Origin of the sequence: uncultured Bacteroides sp., assembly GCF_902491285.1 — a bacterium.
GTDB lineage: Bacteria > Bacteroidota > Bacteroidia > Bacteroidales > Bacteroidaceae > Bacteroides.
On sequence record NZ_CABUHK010000049.1, the window covers coordinates 12,165 to 32,743 of the forward strand.

Annotated in this window: 20 protein-coding genes; 12 read left to right on the forward strand and 8 right to left on the reverse strand. The window is 43.2% G+C overall.

The genetic code is table 11. The features are described 5' to 3' along the window. Positions 1-183 precede the first annotated feature (183 nt). The 5 genes from RDN93_RS13315 to RDN93_RS13335 all read left to right on the forward strand — a co-directional run bounded on the left by RDN93_RS13315 (position 184) and on the right by RDN93_RS13335 (position 8,617). Positions 184-1,413: a 3-phosphoshikimate 1-carboxyvinyltransferase gene (locus RDN93_RS13315; protein ID WP_308745977.1), complete on the forward strand. Its 1,230-nt coding sequence runs from the start codon at positions 184-186 to the stop codon at positions 1,411-1,413. 13 nt (positions 1,414-1,426) lie between these two features. Beyond that, the gene (locus tag RDN93_RS13320; RefSeq protein ID WP_308745978.1) at positions 1,427-1,996 is read left to right on the forward strand and encodes a Crp/Fnr family transcriptional regulator; all 570 of its coding nucleotides are present in this window, start codon (positions 1,427-1,429) and stop codon (positions 1,994-1,996) included. Positions 1,997-2,065: 69 nt separating this feature from the next. Beyond that, a complete protein-coding gene (locus RDN93_RS13325; protein ID WP_308745979.1) occupies positions 2,066-2,782 on the forward strand; it encodes an SDR family NAD(P)-dependent oxidoreductase in 717 nt (238 codons plus the stop codon). Positions 2,783-3,357: 575 nt separating this feature from the next. Next, positions 3,358-6,591, forward strand: coding sequence for a TonB-dependent receptor (locus RDN93_RS13330; protein ID WP_308746008.1), 3,234 nt, complete (start codon positions 3,358-3,360; stop codon positions 6,589-6,591). Between the two features lie 13 nt (positions 6,592-6,604). Continuing rightward, a complete protein-coding gene (locus RDN93_RS13335) occupies positions 6,605-8,617 on the forward strand; it encodes a RagB/SusD family nutrient uptake outer membrane protein (protein WP_308745980.1) in 2,013 nt (670 codons plus the stop codon). Between the two features lie 169 nt (positions 8,618-8,786). Here the strand turns inward: RDN93_RS13335 and RDN93_RS13340 are convergent, their stop codons facing one another. Together RDN93_RS13340 and RDN93_RS13345 are read right to left on the reverse strand one after the other, a co-directional pair. Continuing rightward, positions 8,787-9,791, reverse strand: a complete 1,005-nt coding sequence (locus RDN93_RS13340; RefSeq protein ID WP_308745981.1) for a M20/M25/M40 family metallo-hydrolase — start codon at positions 9,789-9,791, stop codon at positions 8,787-8,789. A 23-nt stretch (positions 9,792-9,814) separates the two neighbouring features. After that, the gene (locus tag RDN93_RS13345) at positions 9,815-10,921 is read right to left on the reverse strand and encodes a leucine-rich repeat domain-containing protein (protein ID WP_308745982.1); all 1,107 of its coding nucleotides are present in this window, start codon (positions 10,919-10,921) and stop codon (positions 9,815-9,817) included. A gap of 111 nt (positions 10,922-11,032) precedes the next feature. Between RDN93_RS13345 and RDN93_RS13350 the strand changes: the two genes are divergently transcribed. From RDN93_RS13350 to RDN93_RS13375, 6 genes are all read left to right on the forward strand, one after another. Further along, positions 11,033-11,449: a phospholipase gene (locus RDN93_RS13350; RefSeq protein WP_308745983.1), complete on the forward strand. Its 417-nt coding sequence runs from the start codon at positions 11,033-11,035 to the stop codon at positions 11,447-11,449. Further along, entirely contained in the window at positions 11,446-12,249 is an 804-nt protein-coding gene (locus tag RDN93_RS13355; RefSeq protein WP_308745984.1) for a metal ABC transporter permease, read from the forward strand. The genes RDN93_RS13350 and RDN93_RS13355 overlap by 4 nt, the downstream gene beginning before the upstream one ends. Before the next feature lie 20 nt (positions 12,250-12,269). Next, entirely contained in the window at positions 12,270-12,683 is a 414-nt protein-coding gene (tsaE, locus tag RDN93_RS13360; protein WP_308745985.1) for a tRNA (adenosine(37)-N6)-threonylcarbamoyltransferase complex ATPase subunit type 1 TsaE, read from the forward strand. After that, positions 12,680-12,907 (forward strand): immunity 17 family protein, encoded by a 228-nt coding sequence (locus RDN93_RS13365; protein WP_308745986.1) that lies wholly within the window; start codon positions 12,680-12,682, stop codon positions 12,905-12,907. Before tsaE ends, RDN93_RS13365 begins: the two co-directional genes overlap by 4 nt. Positions 12,908-12,979: 72 nt before the next feature. Then, positions 12,980-13,273, forward strand: a complete 294-nt coding sequence (locus tag RDN93_RS13370) for a nucleotidyltransferase family protein (RefSeq protein ID WP_308745987.1) — start codon at positions 12,980-12,982, stop codon at positions 13,271-13,273. Next, a complete protein-coding gene (locus RDN93_RS13375) occupies positions 13,257-13,634 on the forward strand; it encodes a HepT-like ribonuclease domain-containing protein (RefSeq protein WP_308745988.1) in 378 nt (125 codons plus the stop codon). The genes RDN93_RS13370 and RDN93_RS13375 overlap by 17 nt, the downstream gene beginning before the upstream one ends. On the opposite strand, the gene RDN93_RS13380 is transcribed toward RDN93_RS13375, so the two are convergent. The 6 genes from RDN93_RS13380 to RDN93_RS13405 all read right to left on the reverse strand — a co-directional run bounded on the left by RDN93_RS13380 (position 13,629) and on the right by RDN93_RS13405 (position 19,719). Then, positions 13,629-14,939 carry a DUF58 domain-containing protein gene (locus tag RDN93_RS13380; protein WP_308745989.1) on the reverse strand — a complete coding sequence of 437 codons (1,311 nt, stop codon included), beginning with the start codon at positions 14,937-14,939 and terminating at the stop codon, positions 13,629-13,631. The genes RDN93_RS13375 and RDN93_RS13380 overlap by 6 nt on opposite strands. 64 nt (positions 14,940-15,003) lie before the next feature. Next, a complete protein-coding gene (locus RDN93_RS13385) occupies positions 15,004-15,978 on the reverse strand; it encodes a MoxR family ATPase (RefSeq protein ID WP_308745990.1) in 975 nt (324 codons plus the stop codon). An 11-nt stretch (positions 15,979-15,989) separates the two neighbouring features. Continuing rightward, a complete protein-coding gene (locus RDN93_RS13390) occupies positions 15,990-17,207 on the reverse strand; it encodes a DUF4350 domain-containing protein (RefSeq protein WP_308745991.1) in 1,218 nt (405 codons plus the stop codon). Then, positions 17,204-17,821, reverse strand: a complete 618-nt coding sequence (locus tag RDN93_RS13395; RefSeq protein ID WP_308745992.1) for a DUF4129 domain-containing protein — start codon at positions 17,819-17,821, stop codon at positions 17,204-17,206. Before RDN93_RS13395 ends, RDN93_RS13390 begins: the two co-directional genes overlap by 4 nt. A 16-nt stretch (positions 17,822-17,837) precedes the next feature. Continuing rightward, complete coding sequence (locus RDN93_RS13400) at positions 17,838-18,776, reverse strand: hypothetical protein (protein ID WP_308745993.1); 939 nt, start codon at positions 18,774-18,776, stop codon at positions 17,838-17,840. Beyond that, a complete protein-coding gene (locus tag RDN93_RS13405) occupies positions 18,757-19,719 on the reverse strand; it encodes a stage II sporulation protein M (protein WP_308745994.1) in 963 nt (320 codons plus the stop codon). The genes RDN93_RS13400 and RDN93_RS13405 overlap by 20 nt, the downstream gene beginning before the upstream one ends. 101 nt (positions 19,720-19,820) lie before the next feature. Here RDN93_RS13405 and RDN93_RS13410 point away from each other — a divergent pair, with 101 nt between their 5' ends. Continuing rightward, positions 19,821-20,546, forward strand: a complete 726-nt coding sequence (locus tag RDN93_RS13410; protein WP_308745995.1) for an RDD family protein — start codon at positions 19,821-19,823, stop codon at positions 20,544-20,546. The last annotated feature ends 33 nt before the right edge of the window (positions 20,547-20,579 follow it).

Genomic DNA, 20,579 nt, shown 5'->3' on the forward strand with positions numbered 1-20,579 from the left:
GGATTCAGCAACTGCTGATTCTGTAAACGGATATCCGGTATTTTCATATAAACAAATTTTATAGCACAAATATAAAAATTCCTTGCCACAAATCATCATAAACTACAGAATCTTGAACTTCAGGAAAGGAGAATCAAAGAAAAATGCCTATTTTTGTCATCGCAAACCTAAGATTATAAAATAATGCGTTATAGACTTTCAGCTCCTTCCGCAATCAAAGCCACAATTCAATTGCCGGCTTCCAAGAGTATCAGTAACCGTGCACTCATTATCAATGCATTGGCAGAAAGCAACTGTACTCCTAACAATCTATCCGATTGCGATGATACACGCGTGATGATAAAAGCCCTCACCCAAGATGAAGAAACAATTGACATCATGGCTGCCGGAACCGCCATGCGCTTTCTGACGGCCTATTTGAGTGTCACACCGGGAGAACGGATAATCACAGGCACAACACGCATGCAACAACGCCCCATACAAATATTGGTCAATGCCCTTCGTGAACTGGGAGCGGAAATAAGCTATACCAATAATGAGGGATTCCCCCCTTTACACATAAAAGGTGTAGAACTGAAAGGGAACGAGATTACGCTGAAAGGAAATGTCAGCTCCCAATACATTTCAGCTTTGCTGATGATAGGTCCAGCACTTAAAAACGGGCTGACGCTGCATCTGAGCGGTGAGATTATCTCACGTCCTTACATCAACCTTACATTACAGTTAATGCAGGACTTCGGTGCAAAAGCAGCATGGACTTCTTCAGACAGCATCTCCGTAGCTCCACAACCTTATACAAGCATTCCGTTTACAGTGGAGAGTGATTGGAGCGCAGCTTCTTACTGGTATCAAATTGCAGCATTATCCCCAAAAACTGAAATTGAGTTATTGGGATTATTCCGTAACAGTTATCAGGGAGACAGCCGTGGAGCGGAAGTATTCTCGCGGTTAGGAATAACCACAGAGTTTACCACCAAAGGAGTTAAACTCAAAAAGACAGGGAAAGCACCGGAAAGACTGGAAGAAGATTTCATTGACATACCTGATTTGGCACAGACCTTTGTCGTCACTTGTGCCTTGATGAACATTCCTTTCCGCTTCACAGGGCTGCAAAGTCTGAAGATAAAAGAAACCGACCGTATTGCCGCTTTAAAAAACGAACTCAAAAAGCTGGGATACGTTATCAAAGAAGAGAATGACAGCGTACTGATGTGGAATGGCGAACGGTGTGAACCGGAAGAAACTCCTGTGATTGCAACATACGAAGACCACCGGATGGCAATGGCGTTTGCTCCGGCAATAATCAGCCACCCTACTATGCAAATCGCCGACCCGCAAGTCGTTACCAAATCATATCCCGGATATTGGAAAGACCTGAAACAAGCCGGATTTCAGATTATAAACGAAGACTAACCGCCCTGATACAGTGGAAGATTTCAATAAATACACTTCCCATATCAACTATTCCCCTATTGTAGATTTTGTATTACAACAGGGGAAACAGACCTATTATGAGAAAGGAGACTATTTTTCCCGACAGGGAGAAATCTGCAGGACGATGGGCTTTGTCAGTTCCGGCTCTTTCCGGTACTGTTGTATCAACAATCTGGGAGAAAGTAATATCGTAGGATATACTTTCGACAATTCCTTTGTCGGTAATTATCCAGCTTTTCAATTACAAGACAAATCGAATGTGGACATACAAGCCCTGTGTGACTGTTCGGTATATGTGATTAATCATCAGCAAATGACCGATTTCTATGAAGCTAACAACGACAACCAAAAGCTAGGACGCCGCATTGCAGAAACTCTGCTATGGGAAGTCTACGACCGTATGATTTCAATGTACAGCCTGACAGCGGAAGAACGGTATCTTGAAATTATCAACCGTTGCCCCGACTTACTGAAACTGATTACATTAAAAGAACTGGCATCTTATCTCTTGATTCGCCCGGAAACACTAAGCCGCATCCGAAGAAAAGTGGTACAAAAGTAATTTCTTGATTTCAATCAAGAAATTATCTACGCCCACTCCCTACTTTTGGAACCAAATAGAATGAAAATCATGCAGAAAATAATAATTATAGGTGCAACTTCCGGCATTGGTCGCGGTTTGGCAGAAGCGTATATTCAAGAAGATTGTCTCATCGGCATTATCGGTCGCAGAGAGAACCTGTTACAAGAAATATACACCCAAGACAAAAATAAACTATTCTATCAAGTATGCGACATCACCGATGTGCAAACCAGTATCCAATGTTTGGAAACACTCGTACAAGAAATGGGTGGAATGGATATACTGACAATCTGTGCCGGCACGGGAGAGCTCAATCCCGAACTTTCTTATCAACTGGAAGAACCGACTTTATTGACCAACGTAATAGGATTCACCAACATAGCCGATTGGGGATTCCGTTACTTTGAACAGCAAAAGAGCGGGCATTTAGTCATCATTTCTTCCGTAGGCGGTACACGTGGTAGCGGCCTCGCACCTGCCTACAATGCATCAAAAGCCTATCAAATCAACTATATGGAAGGACTACGGCAGAGAGCCACCAAATCCCCTTATCCTATTCATACGACAGATATCCGTCCGGGGTTTGTAGATACAGCAATGGCTAAAGGAGAGGGACTGTTTTGGGTAACTCCTGTTGATAAAGCCGTGAAACAAATAAAAGAAGCTATTCATAAGAAGAAAAAAGTAGCATTTATCTCAAAAAGATGGAAATACATAGCCATACTATTTCGCTTGATACCGTCAGCTATTTATTGCCGGATGTAGCAACTGATAATAGTTTATACGAATATTGGTATCTACCGGATTTCAGCCATGTCTGTAATCCTTCTTAAACATATTCCCACAATAATGACGATAGACTCACAAATATACAGGATAAGCGCAATGGGAACGGATTTTAAGACTCAATAATTAATGATAGAAAAATAAGTTCTTTCAGAACTTATTCTTGACATATAATGCTTGGTTTAAAACTTTAAAGTCGGGAATCTACTCTTTTGGAACGTTGTATTTTCTACTTATTATCTACCGTTTTCATATTTGTTAGATGACTGTTTTTTACTTGATAGAATAATGATATTTAAGGAAATAAATATGTGCTTATATTAGAATTGAGTATAAAATAAGCATTGTTGTGCTTTTAAAAAGAAATAATGCACTTTAATTTGAAGTTTTTTCTATAAATGAGTGCAATATATTAAAATATATTATATATTTGTATTGTTAATTCTAATTTATAAATCATCCTAGTTCTGAAAGGACTTATTAAAAAGTAATTCCGGACTCTAGGAAAAAACTTTAAATTCAATGCTATGTTAAAACAACTAAAGTCAGTCAGCATGTTGTTGTTTCTACTGACAGCGTCAGCAGGAACCGTTTATTCGGAGACTGGTGGAAACACCTTGAATGTTTCCGTTGTACAGCAGGGTACTACTTGCAAAGGTGTCGTAAAAGACGCAACAGGTGAAACCATTATCGGCGCATCCGTTGTTGTCAAAGGCACAACGAACGGTACAATCACCGGACTTGACGGTGATTTCTCTCTAAGCAATGTAAAAACAGGAGACATTATTGTCATCTCTTTTGTTGGTTATCAGACCCAAGAAGTCAAATTCACCGGACAATCATTAAATATCATTCTGAAAGATGATACCCAGAAGTTGGATGAGGTCGTTGTTGTTGCTTTCGGTACACAAAAGAAAGTAAATGTGACAGGAGCCGTATCCACTGTAGGAGCAAAAGAAATCGCGGCACGTCCCGTCAATTCTACTATCGAGGCTTTGCAAGGTGTAGTTCCGGGCATGAACATCTCTACCGGTGACGGTGGCGGCTCCTTAGGTTCGGATAAAAAATTCAACATTCGTGGTGTCGGAACAATCGGTGCCGGTTCGAAGGTAGAACCATTGGTACTTATTGACGGCATGGAAGGAGACATGAACGCTATCAACCCACAGGATATTGAGAATATTTCTGTACTAAAAGATGCGGCCGCTTCTTCCATTTATGGTTCCCGTGCACCAGGTGGAGTTATCCTGATTACAACAAAAAAAGGTAAATCGGGAAAGACGGTAGTCAACTATAACAACAACTTCCGTTTCGTATCTCCGTTGAATATGCCGGAAATGGCTGATTCTTATAACTTTGCCCTAGCTATCAACGACCAGTTGACCAATGGCGGGCAAACTCCAATGTACAGTGCCACAAAACTTCAACAAATCCAGGATTTTCAAGCAGGAAAAGGCACACAGTATATGTGGCCGACCGATGCAGGAAGATGGAACTCATTCGACGACCCTCAACGTAAGGACGTGATGCCTACCGGCAACACCGACTGGCTGAAAACATTATTCGGCAACAGTTTCACTCACGAACATTCATTAAGCGTAAACGGTGGTACGGATAAGATACAGTATTATCTTTCAGCCAATTATCTCGACCAGGGCGGTCTATTGAAGTTTGGCGATGACAACAAACAACGATACGCTTTTACAGCAAAAATCAATGCCGACCTGACCAAATGGTTAAAGATTAGTTACAGTATGCGTTTCAACCGTACAGACTATGAAGCTCCTTCATTTGCCGGTGGAGATATTAAGAGCAATGTATTCTATTTCGATGTATGCCGTTATTGGCCTGTCATTCCGGTGGTAGATCCGAATGGATTCTACACTGTTGAATCCAAGATTTATCAATTGACAGAAGGCGGACGCTACAAATCGCAAAAAGACATGATGGCACACCAGCTCGCTTTCATCATGGAACCCATCAAAGACTGGAGAATCAATGTGGAGTTGAACTACCGCTCCAACTATAACTTCGACCACACCGACTACCAGACCGTTTACGGCTATGATGTGAACAAAGATCCTTATATAATTGCCAATCAAACATCAAGCGTGACAGAATATGCTTATAAAAGCAACTTCTTCAATCCGAACATCTTTACCGAATACAGCAAATCACTGGAAAGCGGACACAACTTCAAAGTAATGCTGGGCTTTCAAAGCGAATTGTTCAAACAACGGGATATTACTGCTTCACAAGATGGCATCATGTCGGGAGTCGCCACACTGAATACTACCCAAACGAATGCGCAGAACAGGGGTGGATACAGTGAATGGGCAACCGCCGGATTTTTCGGACGTCTCAACTATGATTACAAAGGACGTTATCTGGCTGAAGTCAATATGCGTTACGACGGAACATCACGTTTCCTTCGGGATAACCGCTGGAATCTGTTCCCGTCCTTCTCTTTGGGATGGAACATTGCCCGTGAAGCATTCTTCGAGGATTTTACCGACTTAATCAGCACACTCAAAATACGCGGTTCATGGGGTGAACTGGGTAACCAGAATACCGACAACTGGTATCCGTTCTATCGCACCATCGACATTAACAAAAACCAATGGGGTAATTATGCATTAGGTAGCTGGCTGGTAAACGGTGTGAAACCCAATATTTCCAAAGAATCCGCTCTGGTATCTTCTTTGCTGACCTGGGAAAAGACACAAACACTGGATCTAGGTTTCGACCTGTCGATGCTCAACAACCGCTTGAACGTAACCTTCGACTACTTCCAACGTAAATCGAAAGATATGGTAGGCCCTGCCCCCGAGCTTCCCAATCTTCTGGGTATTGATGTCCCCAAAGTAAACAACCTTGATATGACTTCCAAAGGTTGGGAGATACAAGTAAACTGGCGCGACCAGATCCGCGACTTCAAATATGGAGTTACCTTGTCTTTGTCAGACAACCAAGTAGTTATCGACAAATACCCCAACCCGTCAAACACGATTCTTGATAAAGACAACAATAATACATATTACGCAGGTGCTCACGTAGGTGACATATGGGGATTCCAGACAATCGGTATCGCAAAAACCGACCAGGAGATGAAAGATCATCTTGCCAGCATGCCCAATGGCGCACAAGACGTACTGGGGTCAGGTTGGGGAGCCGGTGATGTCATGTATGCCGACTTGAATGGTGACGGTCAGATAAGCAGAGGAAACAAGACCCTTGCAGACCATGGTGACTTGAAAAAGATCGGCAACAGCACGCCACGTTACAACTTTGGCTTGAATCTGGATGCCGCCTGGAAAGGCTTCGACCTGAAACTGTTCTTCCAGGGAACCATGAAGCGTGATTATATGCCGGACAGCGGCTCCACCATGTTCTGGGGAGCAGTAGGTTACTGGCAAACCAACTTCTTCAAGCAACATCTGGACTACTTCCGTGGAGAAAGTACCACCAATCCGTTGGGTCCCAACTTGGGCGGTTATTATCCTCGTCCTCTTGAAGACGGCAGAAACCGTAATCCGCAAACCCGTTATTTACAGAATGCAGCTTATTGCCGTCTGAAGAATGTAACTTTAGGTTATACATTACCGAAATCACTGACGGAAAAATTCTGTGTGAATAACCTGCGTTTCTTTGTTTCAGCAGAGAACTTGTTTACTATTACCAGCCTGGCTGACACGTTCGACCCCGAAACTGTCGGTATCGGCAACTGGGACGGATGTACCTATCCGCTATCCAAGACTGTATCATTCGGTTTAAGTGCAACATTTTAAATGACAGACGATTATGAAAAGACATATCAAACTTTTGACAATAGGGACATTGCTGTTGGGCGGACTGACCGGTTGCAATGATTTTCTGGACAGGGAACCACTGGACAAGGTTATTCCCGAAAAATACTTCGCATCCGAAAGCGATTTAGCCGCCTATACCATCAATGCTTACCCGTTTGAAACAGTGACGGATGCATATGGCATCAATTTCTTCGGCAAAGATAACGATACTGACAACCAAGCCAGCGGTGACGCTCCGGAATTCTGGATACCCGGACAGAAGAAAGTGCCATCGGGCGAAGGAGACTGGGACTGGAAGAAGATACGTGCCTGCAACTATTTCTTTGACAACACCTTGCCTAACTTTGAAGCGGGAACTATCACCGGCAATCAAGACAATGTAAAACATTATATCGGTGAAATGTACGTGATTCGGGCATACAATTATTATAAACTGCTGGTTTCTCTGGGAGATTTGCCTATCATCACTACTGCATTGCCCGATGTGGAAGAGACTTTGATTGAAGCCAGCAAACGCCAACCACGTAATAAGGTGGCACGTTTCATTCTGGACGACTTGCATAAAGCGACAGAGTTACTGCTTGATAAAGCTCCGGGCGGCAAGAATCGCATCAGCAGAAACGTAGCACATTTGTTGCGAGCCCGTGTTGCTCTATTCGAAGCAACTTGGGAAAAGTATCATAAAGGAACCGCATTCGTACCCGGTGGAAAAGGATGGCCGGGCAATTCCGCAGACGTAAGCGGCTTCAACATTGACACTGAAATAGCTTATTTCCTTGATGAAGCCATGAAATCTTCCAAAGTAGTAGGTGACTACATCGTCGGAAAACTGGCAGATAATACCGATACCCCCGAAGGTATGAATGCCAGTCTGGTTTCTATCAATCCTTATTACACCATGTTCTGCGATGAAAACATGGAAGGATATGATGAAATATTGATGTGGAAACAATTCAAGGAAGGACTGGTGACCAGTAACCTGCAGATGGAGCTGGAACGTAACGGCGGTGGTTCCGGGTGGACGCGAGGTATGGTCAACTCTTTCCTTATGCGTAACGGACTTCCTATCTATGCAGACGGCTCGGGCTATAAAACCGAATGGGAAAAAGAAGGAGTAAACTCTACTTTACAGAATCGTGATTCACGTATTGTCATCTTTACCAAGAAGCCGGGTGACGCTAACACTGAAAACGAAGGTGATGTAAACTACTACGGTAACGACGGTACTCCCAGCTATTGTACTATCCGTTTCATCTATGGCGACAAGGGAAGTTTGGCAACAACAGGTTTCATCATCAAGAAAGGCAAACATTATTCCAGCCATATGGCCAATGACCATAGTGCCGGCACATCAGGCGGTATTGTTTTCCGCGCAGCAGAAGCTATGCTGATTTATATGGAAGCTTCGTATGAGAAAAACGGTAAAATCGACGGAACAGCCGATGGATATTGGACAGCTTTACGCCGACGTGCCAAAGTGGATGAAGACTATGATAAAACAATCACTGCAACAATAATGAGTGAGGAAGCCAAAGGTGACTTCGGAGCTTATTCTCACGGACAACTGATAGATGCTACATTATATAATATCCGTCGCGAACGCCGCAACGAACTTTGCGCAGAAGCCTTGCGTTGGGAAGACTTGAAACGTTGGCGTGCATGTGACCAATTAATATCCCAACCTTACCGTGTGGAAGGTATGCTATATTGGGGAAGTAAATATGAAGCACAACTGGCAGATTTATGCAAAGTAGACCCAGCAGAAGGCAATATGTCCTCATCCGATTTAAGTAACTATATCCTTCCGTACGAAAAGATTACGAAGAACAATCTGATTGCAGGGCAGAAAGGATTCCTCTTTACACCCGCCCACTATTTGAATCCGATAGGTATGGCAGTATTCCGCCAGACAGCTTTGGACAAGAATGACTTTGCAAGTTCGGTGGTTTATCAAAATCCGGGATGGAAGATTGAAGGAGATACCGGTGCACAACCTGTAGAATAACCAAGAAATGATTAAAGTCTGACCTTTTGGTTATGTTATACCAATAAAATCGACCTTAGTATTATAAATATATCACATGATTATCTGTCATTCTGAACACAGTGAAGAATCCCCCACTCCTGATAAATAAAGGAGAGTTCTTCTACTGCGTTTAGGACGACAGATAATTTTAAAATGACTTCTCATTCGCCATCTTCCACATATTAAGGAAAGACGCTTTCGTGATTTCCACAACCTTATCCCAGTTCAGCCGATCGGCATGATCGGACGGCTGGTGATAATCAGGATGTCCGTCCGTATGATACCAAATGATAGGAACGCCAACTTTAGCGAATGTTCCGTTATCACTTCCGCCTATCGGGTTGTCCCATGCACGGTAATCCGGTTCCAACCGCAAGCCGTATTTCTTGATATCTTCTTTCAGCCAATCACCAAAAGCAGGATGGGCAGCCGTATAGAAATAAACCACATGGCGGGGTTGCTGAGGTTTGCTATTACGGCCAATCATATCAAAGTTCAGATAGCCTTTGATTTGAGAGACAAAAGGACAAGTCTGCACAAAATATTTAGAGCCAAGCAATCCTTTTTCTTCTCCGTCCCAAAAAGCGAAAATTACATTTCTTTCCGGCTGCTGTCCACTGGCAACAAACGCTCTTGCTATTTGTAGTACAGCCGATACACCGGACGCATTATCGTCCGCACCATTATAAATCTGGTCGCCGTCGAGTGCAGGGTCTATTCCCAGATGATCAAAATGAGCACCTACTATCACATACTCCTTAGTATTTTTGCCGGGAATCATTCCTAAAACATTCCTCATGGACAGCTTCTGGTGAACTTCCTTTTTAAGTTTGGCAATAGAATCGGGATGAACTTCCAGACGCCCTTTCTTCTGGCGTTCTTTTCGATAGGCATCGAAAGGTTGGAAATAGTTTCCATTTAAAGGTTGTACACCCATCCATTGTAATAAAGAAGCAATGTACTCTGAGGATACATACGAGCCATGAAATCCCGCTTCGCGTCCTTGAAGTTCGTCTGCTGCAAGAAAGCCGATAGTAGCTTCAGCAGAAGAACGGTTGATAGTATTCAAAGCTTTGTCTACGGGAGACTGGGCAGAGATAAATACCGTTCCGCCCAACAAAAAAGAAATGAGTAAATAAAATCTTCTTTTCATTAGATTCAAGTTCATGTTTATATTCAGTTTTTATCTGTGTCTATATACCAATTTTTAAGTATGCTCACATCACAAGTGTCCTCTCCCGGATTGTCATAGAAAGATATTCGATAATCCTTTTCGTGTTCAGGAGTAGATGGCTTGGGAAGTGGAATCAGTGCATCAAATATTTCATTTAATACATTTGCTTTCAGATTACAAGAATGGCAACGTAATATTTGCACCTGATTATTTGCCGGGATTGATAAATGGTTCAGGTTTCTATTGAAACTGCAATCCAAAAAACGAATCGACCGATGATTGGATAAATCTAACGTTGTCAGTTTATTAGAGCGGCAGCTAAATTCCGAGAGCACAGGCAATTTTTCCAAGAAAGCTAATGAGCTAAAGGTACAGTCTTGTATAAATAATCCGGAAATAGCCATATCCTCTTCAAGTTCAATGGCAGTCAGAGGATTACTATTACAATATAAAGTACGTAACGCAGGCGTTCCTTTCAAAGAAAGAGTGGTTAATCCGTTTCCGGCACAATTCAAGTCCTTCAGCTTTGGCAAGTTTACAATACTCAAAGATGCCAATCGGGGATTGGTGTAGATATCCGCTCTTTCCAGTTGCTTGCACTGGTTTATATCAAGACGTTCCAAGTCAGACCAGTTGCCGATATTTATATCTTCCACATTAGGGCAAGAACTGCTCAAGTCAAGTTCAGTAGTGCCCGAAAAGCTGTTTAGATTCAAACTCCTTATTCTAGGCAAATATCCCATACGGAGATCCGTTATAGGAAGAAGCAATCCGCTCACACTGAGGAAGTCCAATTCTTCCGCCCATATCCTTACCTGATAACTTTTCCTGTTGCCATATTTATAATTTACAGGTCCTGTTGCTCCCGGATTTTCTATCTTTTGCAAACGCCCGTCTCCCCATTCAATAGCCATTCTTCCTCCGCCGGCAATCACTTCTATCTGTTTCCAGTCACTGGCAACCTCTACTGTAAACCGAACCGTATTATCGTCTGTCAATTCGGGAATCTCAATATCATCTCCGAAGATTCTTTTCTCTTCAGCACAAGATATAAATCCGAAAAATAAGCATATACCTAACAGACCGGAGAACAATTTATTAAATTTCATGGCTTTATATTTAAGTTAGCAACACACAAAAGTAAGAAAAGAAATAGATATCATACGCCTATAGAATGCAAATTTATAAGTAACTTTGCAGAAATTTGATTTAGTACGATTATGTGGATACTCATTATAAGTCTGGTATTGCTGGGTGTTATCGCACTGATAGCCGGAATCATCCGCAACAAGAGACTGCAAAAGAAAATAGAGAGAGGCGAACTGGACCGTATGCCGGAAGTGAAGGAAGTGGATACCGAATGCTGCGGACAACACGAAGTATGCGAAAAAGACAGTCTGCTGGCTGCTGTCAGCAAGAAGATAGAATATTATGATGATGAAGAACTGGACCAATTCATCGGACGTGAAGGGAATGCGTACACGGAAGAAGAGACAGATATGTTTCGGGATGTACTGTATACCACCAAAGATGATGAAGTGGCCGGATGGGTACGTAGCCTACAACTTCGCGGCATCGAATTGCCGGACGAGCTTAAAGATGAAGTGTTCCTGATTATCGGAGAAAGAAGAACATGAATCTACTACAATATACATTCTTTCAACATGCCCTGCTAGGGAGCCTGCTGGCAAGTATCGCCTGCGGGATCATAGGAACATACATCGTTACCCGCCGCCTGGTATTTATCAGCGGTGGAATCACACATGCTTCCTTCGGCGGGATAGGCTTAGGATTGTTTGCAGGAATTTCCCCGATACTTTCCGCCGCCGTCTTTTCCGTACTGTCCGCCTTTGGCGTCGAATGGCTTAGCAGACGGAAAGATATGCGCGAAGATTCCGCCATTGCCGTATTCTGGACGTTGGGCATGGCATTAGGTATCATGTTCAGCTTTCTGTCACCAGGATTCGCTCCCGACCTCTCCGCTTATCTGTTCGGGAATATCCTGACTATCAATCAGGCCGACTTATGGATGCTCGGCATACTGGCACTGCTGCTGACCGGATTCTTCTACCTGTTTATCCGCCCCATTGTATATATCGCCTTCGACCGCGAGTTCGCACGTTCACAGAAGATTCCGGTAGAGATATTCGAATATGTGCTGATGATGTTCATCGCACTGACGATTGTAGCCTGTCTGCGCATGGTGGGTATCGTACTCGCAATTTCCCTTCTCACCATTCCACAGATGACTGCCAACTTATTCACATATAATTTCAAGAAAATCATCTGGCTGTCCATTGGTATCGGTTTCTTGGGATGTCTGGGCGGACTGTTCATTTCTTATCATTGGAAAGTTCCTTCGGGAGCTTCCATTATATTCTTCTCTATCCTGATTTATGCTGTTTGCAAAATAGGAAAGAGTTGTTGCAGGAAATAGTCATCATAATAGATTAGTATATGGAAATCAAAATTCAATCACTGGAAAATATCCATGAAGCAGCCCGCGAATTCATTGCTGCCATGGGCGACAACACTGTATTTGCTTTGTACGGAAAGATGGGTGCCGGCAAAACGACATTCGTCAAAGCACTCTGCGAAGAATTGGGCGTAGAAGACGTTATCAGCTCTCCCACCTTTGCCATCGTCAATGAATATCGTTCGGACGAGACAGGAGAATTGATTTATCACTTCGACTTTTACCGTATCAAAAAGCTGAGTGAAGTATATGACATGGGATACGAAGATTATTTCTACAGCGGTGCCCTTTGTTTCATCGAATGGCCGGAACTTGTAGAAGAACTGTTGCCGGGTGATGCCGTTAAAGTGACGATTGAAGAATTGGAAGACGGAAGCAGAGTTATCAAGCTATGACCGGACAATATATCGTACAAGGAATCTTTGCGTTGGCAGGGACTGTCTCCCTGCTGGCGTCATTGCTCAACTGGGACTGGTTCTTCACAACGCGCAATGCACAGACCATTATCCGGAACGTAGGACGAAACCGGGCACGGTTATTCTACGGCATACTAGGGATTATCATCATCAGCATGGCTATCTTCTTCTTTGTGGAAACACGGAAAGCTTTAGGAGTATAATCTCTTTTTGAAGAAATACATTTGCTATCTTCTCTTTTTTTACTATTTTTGTATTGGAAGGAGAATATAAGAATGAAAACAACCAACGAATATCTTGCAAAGATTCGCCAGTTCAAGCAACAGTTTGCCGAGAAATATGGAATTATTTCTATCGGAATCTTCGGTTCTGTGGCTCGTGGAGAACAGCATGAAGAGAGCGATTTGGATGTTTTTGTTGAGTTAAAAGAGCCGGATCCTTTTATTATGTTCGATATAAAAGAAGAGTTGGAACAGATATGTAACTGCAAAATAGATCTTCTCCGATTACGTAAAAATCTCCGTTCACTCATTTCCCAAAGAATAGAAAAAGATGGAATATACGCTTAAAGAAGAAATTCAAGACAAGTTTCTTCAAATATCAGAATCAATATCTATCATTGAAGAAAGGTGTAAGAATATTCAGCAGGTAGATGATTTTCTATTATCACCCTGGGGAATGACCATCTTAGATGCATGTATCATGAGAATTCAAGTGATAGGAGAAACAATCAAGGCGATTGATGATAAAACACAAAAGAATTTTCTTAAAGATTATCCTCAAATCCCGTGGGTGAAAGTCATTGGATTAAGAAATATTATTTCCCATGAATATGCTAATATTGACTACGAAATCATTTGGGTAGTCATACAAAAACATCTTCCTCCTTTAAAAGAGACAGTTAAACAAATCATTAAAGACTTATCATAGCAACTGCCGTGCTTTCATCTCCAAATACTTATTAATCACATCTATCGAAAGATTCTCCGGTGTAGTTAACAAGGAATAGATTCCATGCTGTTTCAAGGTAGAAACAACCAACCGCTTTTCGTAAGCGAACTTTTCCGCAATCACATGGCGGTAATAGCCTTCCGTATCTTTGGCAGGAGTAGCAATGTATTCCTTCAATTCGGCATCCTCGAAAAAGACAACAAGCAGACGGTGTTGACGGTTCAATTGCTTCAGATAAGCCAACTGACGATTCATGCTGGATATACCGGAGAAATTTGTATATAATACCAACAGACTCCGTTTGCTGACATGCTTATTCAGATGCACACAAAGAGCCGAGAAATCCGTTTCCCCGAAAGTAGTCTTCTGGCTGTAAAGTTTCTCAAGCAAAGTCTGCATATGTCCCGGTTGTTTGGAAGCAGGGACAAACGTATCGAAATGCTCATCAAAAGTCACCAATCCCGCCTTGTCCTCTTTCTGCATCGCCACATACGAAAGTACCAGCGAAGCGTTTATTGCATAATCGAGCAAAGTCATTCCACGAAAAGCCTGCTGCATCACTCTCCCCTTGTCTATCACATTATAAATCTGTTGTGAACGTTCATCCTGATAAACATTCACCATAAGTTCATGTCGGCGGGCACTCGCTTTCCAGTTTATCGTACGGTAATCATCACCCTTCACATACTCTTTTATCTGCTCAAACTCTGTGTGGTGACCTATACGGCGTATACGCTTTATTCCCAGTTCGGTAAGATTATCACTGATAGCCAGCAATTCATATTGATGAAGCATCAGATAAGACGGATATACTTTGATATCCGTCGGTTCGCCGCAAGTGTATCGACGGGAAACCAAACCTATCCGCCCGGTAACGAAAACCTGGATATGTCCGAAAGAATAAACGCCCCGACGCGTAGGACGAAGCCGGTAACTAACCGTTTTCCCTTCGTTTGCCCGAAGACTGACGCAAAAGCCAATATCACGCTTCTGAAATATAAAAGGGATTTCGTCAATGATTTCCAAAGCGACAGGACGGGAATAACTACTCTCTACCCGGATGCTTACCTCATTCTCGTCCCCATTGGAGAAACGGTCGGCACATTGGCGGAATGCCTGAATTCCACGAACACTATAAAGCAGATAGCCATCCGCCAACACAGTCAGGAAAAAGGCAAAAAGCACCCACTGTCCGATAACAAAGAGCGGAGCAAAGGCATATCCACTACCCAACAAGAGGATAATTACGACAAGGGCAATATAGAAACGACGGGTTAAATACAACTTATCAATCAGATATTAAAGATTAAAAACTAAAGACCGTAGACAGGTGATAATCGACTGTCCATTATTTAGGAACTTCGACCTTATCAATCAAGCGTTGAGTCACCTTCACCGGAGAATATCCTTCCATTTCCGCTTCCGCCGTCAAGATAAGGCGGTGCTGAAGTACGTAAGGAGCTACGAACTTAATATCTTCCGGCGTCACAAAATCCCGTCCCTGCAAGAGTGCATAGGCCTTTGAAGATTGCAGCATGGCTACGGATGCACGCGGAGAAGCTCCCAGATACACAGCCTTACTGGTACGCGTCTGTTGCACAATCAATGCGATATATTGAAGCAGTGTACGATCTACAAATACCTGATTCATAAAAGCACGAAGCGACAGAAGTTCTTCTTTTTTAATGGAAGGCGTGATGTTATCCAGTTTCACCAATGTGGCATTAGTATGATGGCGCTCAAGAATATTCACTTCCTCTTCAAGGGAAGGATAATCCATCGTAATCTTCATCAAGAAACGGTCGAGTTGCGCTTCGGGAAGTTTGTACGTTCCTTCCTGTTCCACAGGATTCTGTGTGGCAAGAATTGTATATAGTTCGCCCATCCGGTGTGTAGTTCCGTCGATACTGATTTGACGTTCTTCCATCACCTCAAACAAGGCAGCCTGCGTTTTGGCAGGCGCACGGTTGATTTCGTCCACCAATACGATATCCGCGAAAATCGGCCCCTGATGAAAGTCAAAGCCATTGGTTTTCATATTAAATACCGTCGTACCCAATACATCACTCGGCATCAAGTCCGGCGTAAACTGGATACGGCTGAAGTCAGCATCAATCAGGCGAGCCGTCAAACGTGCCAACAGTGTCTTTGCCACTCCCGGCACTCCTTCTATCAGCACATGACCATTAGCCAGAATGGCTGTCAGCACCAAATCCACCGTCTGTTCCTGTCCGACAATGACGGAAGCAATCCGGTCTTTCAACTCTTGTATCTTCTCGGAAAAGAGAGTTAAATCCACTCGCTGTTCTGTATTCTCTTCCATAAATTTCTTCTTTAGATATGATTGATTATTTCATTCATTTTATCAACAAACACTTTCATTTGTTCAGAGTCGATAGTTCGCCCACCATAAAGCACCGGTCTGACTTCATGGATAAACTTCGCTATATCTTCAGCATCCATTCCCGTTTTCCGGGCAATCCTCTCGAAAGAACGCTTGTCATCCGCCACTTCTTCAATATCCACCTGAATTTCCCTTCGCAACACTTCCGCCAAATACGCAAACTTCTTACGAACCAAGTCAACATGGTCTTTCTTCTGGAAATAAAGAGTACCAATCAATTCTGTAAATTCAAGAGACTTGTTTGCCGGCTCTCGAACAACAGGAATGGCACGTTGCCGTCTTTTTGCCGTGAATATCATAAAAAGCAGGATAGTAATCATCGTCAGGTACAGAGCCCAACGGAGCGGCTGGTGCGCAAGCAGATAACGGAAAGGCGACTGTTGCACCTGTGCCGTCGCTTTCACATATCCTTCACTACGAACGATAGGGAGTTCCCCCATCTGCGACAGTAAACGGAAGATATAATTTGCGTTATTCCCGTCCAACGCGCCATAATTCGTAAACAACAAAGGAGTAGAGACGAGTATGATTTCTCCCTTTCCCCACGGACGAACTATTGCCAGCGCACCACTGCCCATATCTTTCTCCGCCAACTTCCGTACCGGCAATGAATCATAACTCCTGAAATAGGAATTACAGAATTGCGGATAACAACGGTATAGCTGCCGGGAATAGACAGAATCGGCAATCCAATAAATACTGTCTTTCCTGAAGATAGAAGAAGCGTACTTCTTGAAAGCAGCCGCACTAAAATGAGAATATGTACAATAAAACCGCAAAGTATCTTCCAAATACTTAGGATAGTTATTGCTTACCAGCATAATCTTATTCCCCCGTTTCGCCATTTTCAATAAAGCATTCACGTCTGCCTCTACCATAGACAAATTGTTGGCTATCACAAGTATGCCCTTATTGCCATTGTCCGTCGTATCCCCCTCCATCTGATAGAACGTCTCCTTAGATATGGAATAGCCATTTGGCAAAGAAGAAGACAGCAGGCTGTCGAACACCGCACAACCGAGCGGCTGCTCATCGTAATGGCTGAAAGTAGGTGTCCACACAAACTTTTTAGGCAAATGATACTCTACCGCAAACATAACCAGCAGAAAAGCTACAATAAAGATTATAAACCAGCGGCTTCCTTTCATGAGACGCCTCCTTTCCCTATTTCCTCCTGCAACGCTTGCATGGTACGGAAAAGTTCTTCCGTCGCCTCAAAATTTCCGTAACGTACCCGCAAAAAATGATTGGTCAGTTGGCGGAAAGCCGGCAAACGGACTTCATTCAGATACTGTGTAGGCGTTTTATAAAGTTGCCAGTCGATGCGTTCCGCATCGCTGAGCTGTTTTAATGTCTGCAAATAAAGCAAACGTACCGCTTCCCGATAATCCTGGCGGGAAAGCGCTTCGGCAATTCCTCCCGGAAAATCTACGCCATAAATCGTATCTTCCCCTACGGTATAAGGCAATGCATTCTTAGGTGAACGCATGAACAGTTCAGGACGCTTTTTATAAACGAACCAGATAATCAGAAGCAGCAGAATAATGGCAATACATATCAGGATGAGCCCCGAATACTCTTCCGCAAAACGGCTGCCGAATATTTTACGCAGAAATTCTCCGAACTGTCTACTGATCCACTCGAAGAGATTAAGCTCCGGAGTAATCAGTTCACGGTTATAGTCGTATGCCGGATCAGACTGCCAAAGAGCAATCTTCGCCGTATCACACACCAATGTATCAGCCGGAGAAGTGAGATTCATCTATTCGGGATTTATTTTAGAGTTTATCAAAGTTGTCAATATCACTTTCTACCGTAATGCTATCCACCACTTCCGAGGCATGCCCGTACTGATATACCAGCCCTACAATACTGAATATAGCCGACAGGTAAGAGCCGTACAACATCAGAATAGAAAACAGATATTGTGCAAAATTCAATCCGACAGACGAAGAGACTTCACCACCGTCACTCATGGCAAAAACCATTTTCACGATATAAATAACATACCACGGTATGGAAACAATCCCCTGCAATACGCTGGCAATGATTCCCATCACAATCAAAATCAGGAAAACGCCTCCCCAAGTGGCAAATCCCAGCCGGAATGTCTTCTTGAACGCCTCCATCAGCGAAATATCTTCAAACAAATAGATAGGAGCCATCAAAGCCATAGGTATCATAAATGCAAACAACAACGGGAAAGTGAGCAGCAATGTAAAAGGAGTCAATACAGCCAATAGCACCATGATAACAATGACAAACAGGAACAAGAAACTGACAGCCACCCCCATGAGAAACAATCTCTTGACATTGCGAAGCAACAACGGTTTTATGTCACTGAATACAATACCGTTCAGACGCTCTTCACGCTCATTATACAATCGAACCATTCCATAAATCAAGGAAGTCAGCAGCAAGGCCCCCAAACACGAAAAGAAGATAACTCCCGCATAGTTCAATACAAACGCAGGTCCCAAAAGTGCGAAAGGATTGTCACCCGTACTTCCTGATGCCTGCATGGCGGTAAGGTCTGTCATACCTCCCATCAGTCCGCTAAAGTTTGCAGCCTGGAGTAAACAAACTGGGAGTACCAGATACGTTGAGTACTTAAACAACTGTTTCCAATTCTCTTTTATAAAGTCAAAAGAAGCGTTCAACTTTTCGCCGAAAGGACGTTTCACGTACATCGCAATCTTAGGTTTCTGTGATTCCATGTTTTTTTCTATTTGGTAAATAAATATAGTAGAAAATGATAAATGCCAGAGAAGTAAGGATCACTCCCAGCCTCAACATATCCGGAAGTTCGGTGTGACGGGTGAGAAAGCCTTCGATAAAACCTGCCATGATAAATACAGGGACAGTGCCGATTACGATTTTCAGCCCTCGTTTCGCCCCTCTCCGGAAAGATTCCAGTCTTGAATATGTCCCGGGAAACAGCCATCCGTTACCCAAAGCCAGTCCGGCAGCGCCGGCTACGATAATCGCCCAAATCTCAAGCGTTCCGTGCAGCCAGATGGCAAGGCTGGATTCCCAAAGCAAGTCGTGCTGATAAAAGAAAGTTTGAAAAGCTCCCACCATAATCCCATTGGAAAGAAGCATATATCCCGTTCCGAAGCTGGTCAATAATCCCATTACAAAGCAGTAGAAAGATACCATTACGTTATTGAGAGTAATCCCCAAGAACATCGGAACTTCAGGAGAACCGTTATACACCGCCATCGGTTCCCCATTGGCTATATTCTCCAATGTCATGTCCACATAGCCGTTTCCTAAAATCAGACGAACAAAATCCGGGTCGTTCGCAGCAGATAATACGCCAATCAGGACACTGACCAGAAAAATGAGGAACGAAGCCAACAACTCCCGGCGTGCGTCATACATGGTCAAGGGAACTTCCTGTGTCCAGAAAGTGATAATCCGTGTCCACTTCTCACGCTTATTGCGATAAATTTCATTGTGCAGCGCGGAAGCCAGATTATTCAGATAAATCGTAATGCGCGATGTCGGAAAATGTGTTTGGGAAAATGCCAGGTCGGCAGTCAAGTCCGTATAGGCATCGGCAAGTTGGTCGGGGGACAGGTTTGCAGCCTGCTCCACCACCTTCTCAGTCTCTTTCCATTTTTCAATGTTCCGACGGATAAATGTAACTTCCTTCATGCCTTTCAATAGTTTTCGGATAAGTTTTGTCCGAAACCGGAAGCAAAAGTAAGAGAATTATGATATATTTGCAACGGAATCCTAAAAATGTTTAACCCAAAATGGCAGAATCTACAATAATCACCGGACAATTCGTCCGTATCAGCCAAACACCCGCCAGTATCGGCGAGCGATTTCTGGCATTAGTCATTGATTATTTTCTGATTGTACTTTATGTATATGCTACAGCCGCCCTTTTAATGGAGTTGCGTTTACCATCGGGATTTCAGGCTATCTTTCTTCTGTGCATCATCTATTTGCCAATACTTGGATATTCTTTTTTGTGTGAGACATTCAATCATGGACAAAGCTTCGGGAAAAAACTGATGAATATACGTGTCGTCAAGGTGGACGGCTCCACTCCTACCGTCAGTTCCTACCTGCTACGCTGGCTTCTTTTCATAGTTGACGGTCCACTGACAAGCGGTCTAGGGATTATTGTCGTCCTGCTTACCAAAAACAGTCAGCGGCTGGGCGATCTCGCAGCCGGTACTATGGTAATTAAAGAGAAGAATTATCGCAAGATACACGTCAGCCTTGACGAGTTCGATTACCTGACCAAAAATTATCAACCGGTCTATCCGCAATCCGCCGATTTGTCGCTGGAACAGGTAAACGTGATTACTCGGACTTTGGAATCCGGTGAAAAAAACCGGACACAACGCATTACGGCACTTGCAAAAAAAGTGCAATCACTCCTTTCCATTACTCCACGAGACGGCAATCAGGAGAAATTCCTTCAGACAGTGTTGAGGGATTATCAATATTATGCACTGGAAGAAATATAATTCGTTTTTTATCCTGACCTTTGTTCGTATAGA